10 protein-coding genes are annotated in these 7,429 nt (G+C 46.5%); 4 read left to right on the top strand and 6 right to left on the bottom strand.

Annotation, left to right across the window (positions count from 1 at the left end; genetic code table 11):
* Positions 1 to 173: 173 nt before the first annotated feature.
* The 3 genes from hpf to rpsU form a co-directional block, all read right to left on the bottom strand.
* On the bottom strand, positions 174 to 473 hold the full coding sequence (gene hpf / locus C5S62_RS04660; RefSeq protein WP_104404263.1) for a ribosome hibernation-promoting factor, HPF/YfiA family: 300 nt from the start codon (positions 471 to 473) through the stop codon (positions 174 to 176).
* 169 nt (positions 474 to 642) lie between these two features.
* Positions 643 to 1,578 carry a tyrosine-type recombinase/integrase gene (locus C5S62_RS04655; RefSeq protein ID WP_104404262.1) on the bottom strand — a complete coding sequence of 312 codons (936 nt, stop codon included), beginning with the start codon at positions 1,576 to 1,578 and terminating at the stop codon, positions 643 to 645.
* 146 nt (positions 1,579 to 1,724) lie between these two features.
* Entirely contained in the window at positions 1,725 to 1,916 is a 192-nt protein-coding gene (gene rpsU, locus C5S62_RS04650) for a 30S ribosomal protein S21 (RefSeq protein ID WP_104404261.1), read from the bottom strand.
* Positions 1,917 to 2,401: 485 nt separating this feature from the next.
* On the opposite strand from rpsU, the gene C5S62_RS04645 reads away from it, so the two are divergent.
* From C5S62_RS04645 to C5S62_RS04630, 4 genes are all read left to right on the top strand, one after another.
* Complete coding sequence (locus C5S62_RS04645) at positions 2,402 to 3,364, top strand: manganese catalase family protein (protein WP_104404260.1); 963 nt, start codon at positions 2,402 to 2,404, stop codon at positions 3,362 to 3,364.
* A 41-nt stretch (positions 3,365 to 3,405) separates the two neighbouring features.
* Positions 3,406 to 3,552 carry a hypothetical protein gene (locus C5S62_RS13535; RefSeq protein WP_172486030.1) on the top strand — a complete coding sequence of 49 codons (147 nt, stop codon included), beginning with the start codon at positions 3,406 to 3,408 and terminating at the stop codon, positions 3,550 to 3,552.
* 139 nt (positions 3,553 to 3,691) lie between these two features.
* The gene (locus C5S62_RS04635; protein ID WP_133159500.1) at positions 3,692 to 4,123 is read left to right on the top strand and encodes a YtxH domain-containing protein; all 432 of its coding nucleotides are present in this window, start codon (positions 3,692 to 3,694) and stop codon (positions 4,121 to 4,123) included.
* A gap of 34 nt (positions 4,124 to 4,157) precedes the next feature.
* Entirely contained in the window at positions 4,158 to 4,361 is a 204-nt protein-coding gene (locus tag C5S62_RS04630) for a hypothetical protein (RefSeq protein ID WP_104404257.1), read from the top strand.
* 114 nt (positions 4,362 to 4,475) lie between these two features.
* On the opposite strand, the gene C5S62_RS04625 is transcribed toward C5S62_RS04630, so the two are convergent.
* From C5S62_RS04625 to C5S62_RS04615, 3 genes are read right to left on the bottom strand one after another with little or no spacing between them, the layout of a single operon-like run.
* Positions 4,476 to 5,327, bottom strand: a complete 852-nt coding sequence (locus tag C5S62_RS04625; RefSeq protein WP_104404256.1) for a mechanosensitive ion channel family protein — start codon at positions 5,325 to 5,327, stop codon at positions 4,476 to 4,478.
* Positions 5,328 to 5,372: 45 nt separating this feature from the next.
* Positions 5,373 to 6,398 carry a CapA family protein gene (locus tag C5S62_RS04620; RefSeq protein ID WP_104404255.1) on the bottom strand — a complete coding sequence of 342 codons (1,026 nt, stop codon included), beginning with the start codon at positions 6,396 to 6,398 and terminating at the stop codon, positions 5,373 to 5,375.
* 10 nt (positions 6,399 to 6,408) lie between these two features.
* Entirely contained in the window at positions 6,409 to 7,005 is a 597-nt protein-coding gene (locus tag C5S62_RS04615) for a C40 family peptidase (protein ID WP_223301137.1), read from the bottom strand.
* Positions 7,006 to 7,429: the final 424 nt, after the last annotated feature.

Raw genomic sequence — 7,429 nt, 5'->3', positions numbered from 1 at the left:
GGCGTAAGCCAGCAGATTTACAGTCTGCCCCATTTGGCCACTCTGGTATTTGCCCGTGTTTCTCTCACCTCTTCAAACCGCAACAAAAAAATGCAGCCGCTCAAGAAATGACCTTGAAACGGCTGCAAAGTTAGATATATTTTTTTATCTGCAAAACTTTTTTAGGCATTTTTTTATTTGCATCGTTGTTTTTCCTTGTATTTCTCGGTTTGACGCTGCAAAGCCTCCACGCACAAATCCACGCCTTCCTCAAACGTATCACACACTTTTTCAGCATGAAGCGTGCATCCAGGCACCTCTATACGCACTTGCACCTCTTTATTCATCGCTGTCTCCGGTTTAACAACTTTAAGAATTACTTCAGCCTTAGCTGCGGCATCACAACTTTTTGCTATTTTACCGACTTTCTTTTCTATAAATGCCTGCAACTTTTCAGTTGCGTCAAAATGAATGGACTGAATTCTAATTTCCATAAAAACCTCCTTTTTTATGACCTCATGAAAGAGGCCGGTTTACGAAAAGACCCTTGCCTGCCAAGCAGCGGACAACTGTCAAAAGAAAAAATCTTTCAAAGGCGAATATAGCAAATATTACCGTGAAAACAAAATATTCTCATGAAAATATTTCACCACATAACATTTTTTAGTCTTCTAAAGAATGTTTTACCAAACACTGTGGTTTCACGGTGTTTCGCGGATGTGATTTACCATAAACCTGTCTCAAATCGGCAAATGAAGTATGCGTGTAAATTTGTGTTGTCGAAATGCTCTCATGCCCCAGCAATTCCTTTACCGCCTCTAAATCCGCACCATTATTAAGCATTACCGTTGCAAAGGTATGCCTCAACACGTGTGGGCTCCGTTTTTTTTGCGTTGTCACTAACGAGAGATAATGTTTTACGACCGTTGCCACCTCGGCTGGTGTTATCCGCTTTTGGCCTTTCCCCACAAAAAGCGGACCATCATTTTCTCCGCATAACTGCTCCCGCTCATATATATATATATTAAGCGCCTCCCGGAGTTCCGCCCCAAAGGGAACCAAACGATGCTTATTACGCTTACCTAAGACTTTCAACGTCGATGCCTCGAGCGATACATCAACCACATCCAATCCCACCAATTCTGACCGCCGCAAGCCAGTGGTATAAAAAGTCAACATTATCAGATAGTCACGTTTCCCCTCCCAACTATCCGGAAAAACCGTCCGGTCTAAAAGCCTGTCCATCTCTTCCTCTTTTAAGAAAACCGGCAACGGACGGGGTGATTTCGGATTTTTCACCCGCTGCATCGGATTAACATCCACTACCCCAAGCGCCATCATATATTTATAAAAAGTACGCAACGCACTCAACTTACGTTTCATGCTCTGAGGTTCAACTCCCCCTTTCAAGCGCCAAGCCAGCCAACGTCTCACGACATCACTGTCGGCATTAACCACGGTCATATTTTCATCCAACGAGGCAACAAACTCCGAAAAATTCCGTAAATCCGTATTGCAACCGGAGATATAAGTATCCGAATAACCGCGCTCCGCTTTCAAATAACCCAAGAAATCATCTATATAATCCTCACTCCCCATCTCACTAAATATGACAAATATTCAGAAACAGTAAAATCATTCCAGCGACCTCCTGCACAACCAAAAGAAAGAGGATACTCCACACACATTACGTGCCGCAAAGTATCCTCTTCTTATTCCGATTATTCGAAGTGCAACAAAAAAACTCAGTCTTCCTCGCGCTTGAGCTGCTGAACGTAAACAGCGTGTTCCTTGGCCAAACGCTTCAGTACCGAAGGTTTGTCAAACTGCTGCCGTGCGCGCAATTCTTTAACGATACCGGTTTTTTCAAATTTTCTTTTGAACTTCTTGAGGGCGCGTTCAATGTTTTCGCCTTCCTTTACGGGTACAATAATCATTTTTCTGTTTTGATTTTATTTTGTTATTACTTAATTTACATACCTCTTGCGGCCTGCAAAATTAGTCAATAATTTTATATTCAACAAACTTTGCCCGTTTTTTTTAGCAGAAAATCACCGAAGAAGCTTTTTGTAGAGTTTCCTTACAGTCATAACCGGACACCGGACCTTTCCATTGTGTTTCCCAGCCCCTTTTCATGGCCTTATAAAGTAATTTTATTTATATCCGCACAATATAATATATTTTTAATGCAACAGCCTTTAAGGTTACTGAATAAACAATATTTATTTTCGTGTTTGATTATTTCCTCTCTATATTTGCCACAGATTATTTCACAAGCCGCGGCAGCAGAACGCCGTACTTGTCAATAAAAAGAGATGAATAATATGAGTACTACAGTAAAAGATTTTCAAAGAGGTCCTCCCCGGCTGCATGAAGGAAGAGAGTGTGTGGTTTTTAATTATCAACCTAAAAGTGAAAGATTATGTTTTATCACGTAAAAGACCTGCAGTTTAATGCACGGGTATCACGACCCGACCCGCGTTTTGCCCGCATCATGCTCGAAGCGTTCGGAGGCGCCAACGGAGAATTAAAGTCTGCCATGCAATATTTTGTACAGGCTTTCAGTTGCCACAACCCCCACCCCGACAAATACGACATGCTGATGGATATCGCCACTGAAGAATTAGGGCATCTGGAAATCGTGGGTGCCACCATACAGATGTTGCTCGGACCTGTCGGAGGCGAAATGAAAGATGCCGTTGAGGTGACTCCTCTCCATTCCATGATGAGCGGAAAGGCAGCGAAGGAAGACATCATCCACCAGGCGTTCACCAACCCCGACTTCCTCATCTCCGCCCCTGGAAGCCCGGCGCTGACTGACAGCAACGGCAACCCCTGGTGTGCCACCTATGTTTCGGCTTGTGCCGACCTTTCCGTTGACTTGCGGTCGAACATGGCCGGCGAAAGCAGAGCCAAGATCGGATATGAAAATCTCATGCATTTCACAGACGACCCATCCGTAAGAGAAACGCTCATGTTCCTGATGACACGTGAAGTAACACACTACCAGCAATTCGAAGCTGCTCTGGAAACAATACAGCCCAATTTTCCGCCGGGTGCCCTGCAAACCTCCCCAAAATACAGTAATCTGTACTTCAACTTTTCACAGGGCAAGGATGCGCGCGGCCCATGGAACGAGGGTCCCAGCACACAATTGAAAGAGGAGTGGCAGTACATTGAAAATCCGCTGGAGGAAGTGAGACGCACCAACGGACTGACCCAAAGGCAGCCGAAAGGCACCGACAGGACAGAAGAAGAGATGAAACAAAAAGACAAAAAATTGTCCAAGGAGCACAGTGCTGAAGTATTATCAGCCATGCCGGACGAAAATATGAGCTGGTGCAATTATTCCGAACAGCAAAAGAAATCAAACAAACAACCGTGACCTGGAGTCATTATTTGTATAACATCAAAAAAACAACCATTATGAAAACGAATGCAGAAGACAAGAAAACCAATGTAAAAAAAGAAGTAAAACAAACAGCCTGTTCGAAAACCTGCAATACCAAGCATAGCGGAAATAAAAAAGAAGCTGTGCGGGCTGCCGGAAAATCAAAGGCAAGCGTACATTAAAGGATCTGTTGAAAAAAACAATCCCGACAAATGAAAATTAAAAAGGCTCCCGTCAGAAGCCCATATTTTACGGGAATTCTACGGGAGCCTTCTCAAAAAAGAAGACTTAAATATTCACACAATAAATTTCATTATGATTATGATTAAGATATTAGTTATCGCCTTAGCAGTAGCAGGCGTGTTAACAATAGTTTCCTGCAACCAACGGAACCAGTCCGACAAAAAGGTCCGTGCCGTCGATAAGATAGAACGGTCCGCCAACCGCGCTGCCGACACGATATCGGAAAAGACAAAAGAAGGTGTCGACAAGGTGAAAGAAAACTGGCAGGAGGCCCAAGAAGACATCAAAGACGGTGCTGAAAAGGCCAAGGAAGAAACCAAGGAAGGGTACGAAAAGACCAAAAACGCCTGGCAGAATGCCAAAGAGGACATCAAGGACGGCGCTGAAAAGGTAAAGGATAAGACCAAGGAAGGTTATGAAAAGGCCAAAGACAACATCAAGGAAGGTGCCCAGAATGTGAAAGAAAAATTCCAAGACGCCAAAGAGAACATCAAAGACAAGCTCGACTGAGCCCCGCATGTGTAACCCCTTTAATTAAGCAATTATGATTGGATGGATTATTTGGCTGATCGGCATGGTACTTACCCTGCAGGCCGCTTATGAGATTTGGATGTTGAAAGCACCTGTCATCAAGAAAATCATGGCCATCGGCGTCATGTTCCTGACAAGTTGGATAGGACTGCTGTTCTACTACCTTTTTGCCAGAAACAGAATGGAATCCTGGCTGAACAAAACAATTACCTTCTAACTTTCTTTTTAAAAAAAGAAGCGGCATGCAGACCAGCCCCAACTTGTCTGCATGCCGCTTTTATTATTTGTATCCGGATGGCGGCTTTCATTACCATATTCCGCCCCAAGCCGGTTACTCCTTGACCAGATGTATGGTTTGCTGCGGAAAGGGGAAATTGATGCCGCGCTGGTTGAAGGTATCGTAAATGCTCTGGAATGTCTCATGATACACACCCCAATAATCTCCGGTATTCACCCATACACGAACAGTGAGGTTCACACTGCTGTCCGCCAGGGCGCCTACAGCCACGAAGGGTGCCGGTTCATTGAGCACGCGCTTGTCAGCCGCCAGCACTTCCAAAATGGCGTTACGGGCCTTATTGACGTCCTCGCCGTAGTCTATTCCGATGGTCCACTCCAAACGACGCGTTTCATTACGCGTATAGTTGATGACCACGGCCGTGCTCATGGAGCCGTTAGGAATATAAACCACTTTATTATCGCCCATTGTCAGCAACGTGTGGAAAATCTGGATTTCCTTCACAGTACCTTGAACGCCCTGTGCCTCAATCCAGTCACCCACCTTATAAGGCTTAAAGAGGAGAATTATCAGTCCGCCGGCAAAGTTCTGCAAATTACCTGAAAGGGCCATACCGACAGCCACACCGGCAGAAGCCAGCAACGCGGCAAACGAAGTTGTGTTGATGCCCAAGGCACTTACCACGGAAATGACCAGCAGCACCGTGAGCAGAATGTTGACAAGGCTGCGCAGGAAACTCTGCACGCCGACATCAATGTTACGGCGTTCAAGCATGCCGCGTACCATGCGGTTGAGCAGTTTCACGATGAAACGGCCCACGACATAAATCACAATAGCCGCCAAAATATGTTTGCCGGCACTGACAGACATATCAAGAAGGCGCTCTATAAGTTGGTCAAACTTGACCTCACCAGCAGACTGTGCTGCCGCTTGCAGTAAAAACATAGGCTTTATTAATTAATAATGAATGAATACTCTTTTCAAAACGGTTTACTTACGTGAGATGTTGCCGGCATCGTCAATGTGCAGCGGCGTATCGGGCACATCGCTTTCGGTAAGCTGTTTGATTTCGCGCGCCGCCCTTGCCGACGCGTCAGCCCTCGGCCCCATTCCACGGACCTGCAGAAAGCTGTGTATCTTTCCGGAAACGAACCGCCCGTCACCGTTCACCTTCACTTCCAAAACAGGCGCGTAGCCTGAAATGCCGCTGATATTCACGCCATAGGGCGTACAGAAATTCCCAAGACTATAGGCTATGATACGGTCTTTATAAAGTTCAAGAGCACGGATGACATGAGGCCCGTGGCCATAAACGATATCAGCGCCGGCATCAACACAAAGGCGGGCAAACTCACGCAAGGAGCCACGGTCTTCATCATAAAACGTTTCCTTGCCCCAAGGCAAATGACGGTGAGCCACTCCTTCCGCACCACCGTGGAAGGAGACGACCACGATGTCGCAACAGCCGGCCAAAGCGGCTATTATTCTCCGGGCATCCTTCCCGTCCTGATGACGATGTGTATAACTGTTGTGTCCGAAGGCGCAAAAACCATAGCGCACCCCGTTTTTCTCCAACACCACGGAAGAGGGCTGGCATTTCAAACCGGCATAGCGGATGCCCTGCGCATCAAGGCTGGCCATCGTACTCCTAACTCCCGACATCCCGAAGTCAAAGGCATGGTTATTGGCCATGCTCAGAAAGTCGAATCCGGCCTCCTTCAAACGCGGAGCAAAGACCGTGGGCGTTCGGAAGGCATAGCTGGCGGCGGTCATGTGCTTGGTGCAGGAGTCTGCCTCGTTAAGCGTTCCCTCCAGATTGCCGGCGGCGACATCGGCCGAAGCTGTCACCGAGGCCACATCAACGAACAATTGCCGCCCATCTCCGGACGGCAATTGCACCGATGGGTAGGTCGTACCCATCATGATATCTCCCGTCATGGCGACGGTTACAGTGTCGTGACTCTGCCGTGCTAAAAACGCATTCAACAGGCATGTCAGCACAAAAGGCAAGAACATAACGCGACTATTATTCCTGAGTGCCAAGCACACGGCGGGCACCGATGTAGCGGCGGCTGTAATAACTCTCGCTGGAGTTGGAAACCTTCACGCCCGAACTGCTGCTGGCATGCACGAATTTAAACTGGTTGTTGGCAGGGTCCACGTCCACCACTATGCCTACATGACCCACACTGCGCGTTGAGCGGGATCCTCCGAAGAAGACAAGGTCGCCTTTCTTCAGATCGGACTTTTTGGCTACGGGAACGCCCTGAGTGTACTGAGCGCGCGAGGAGCGGTTGAGCTTGATGCCTTCCTGACGGAACACATAGCTGGTCAATCCGGAGCAGTCGAAGCCTGAAGGACTGCTCTGGCCGCTGCGATAACGCACACCGATATACTGCAAAGCGGTACGTACAATCTCATCGCCTTTGGGCAAAGCGACTTCATCAGCCTTGGGCGCCGCCGTGGCCGGCAAAGCGAAATCGGGAAGTGCCGCCGAACCTAACACCACCTTTTCGGCCAGCGGACGGGTCGGAAGCTTATCTGTGTCTAATGTCTGGGACCGGGATGCCTGAAAGCCAAGCAAACCCACGGTAAATATTGCAAAATATCTTCTCAGTTGCACGGGACTATAGATTTTAGGGTAGTTTTTCTTTAAACACTCTCGCAAAGTTATAAATAAATAAATTAAAAACAAAATTGTTACCACGCCTCTACCCTATATGGCCAGCATGGCCCGTTGTATGAAAATAAATCATTAAACATTTAATAATCAAACTTTTTTATACTTTTAATAAAAGTAGAGGACTAAAAACGGAATATTTTCTTTTTTAATATTTTTTATTATTTACAGTCGACCAAAAGTGCCGATTTTCAGCCGTTTAAATTTCACGAAACGACAAAAAGCCGTATTCTCCGCGCTCATTTTCCGGCACACAGAAACGGCAATATGCCGGAACGGTTGCCGCCTTACTGAAAGAAGGCGCCATTCCTCTGACAAAGACGGATAAATCAGAAGACATTCCGACTACATAAATTAAGATTTATTA

The organism is Prevotella sp. MGM2, assembly GCF_002933955.1.
Lineage (GTDB): Bacteria > Bacteroidota > Bacteroidia > Bacteroidales > Bacteroidaceae > Alloprevotella.
The sequence above is the reverse complement of the archived record's forward strand: the minus strand, read 5'-3'. Positions and strand labels throughout refer to the sequence as shown.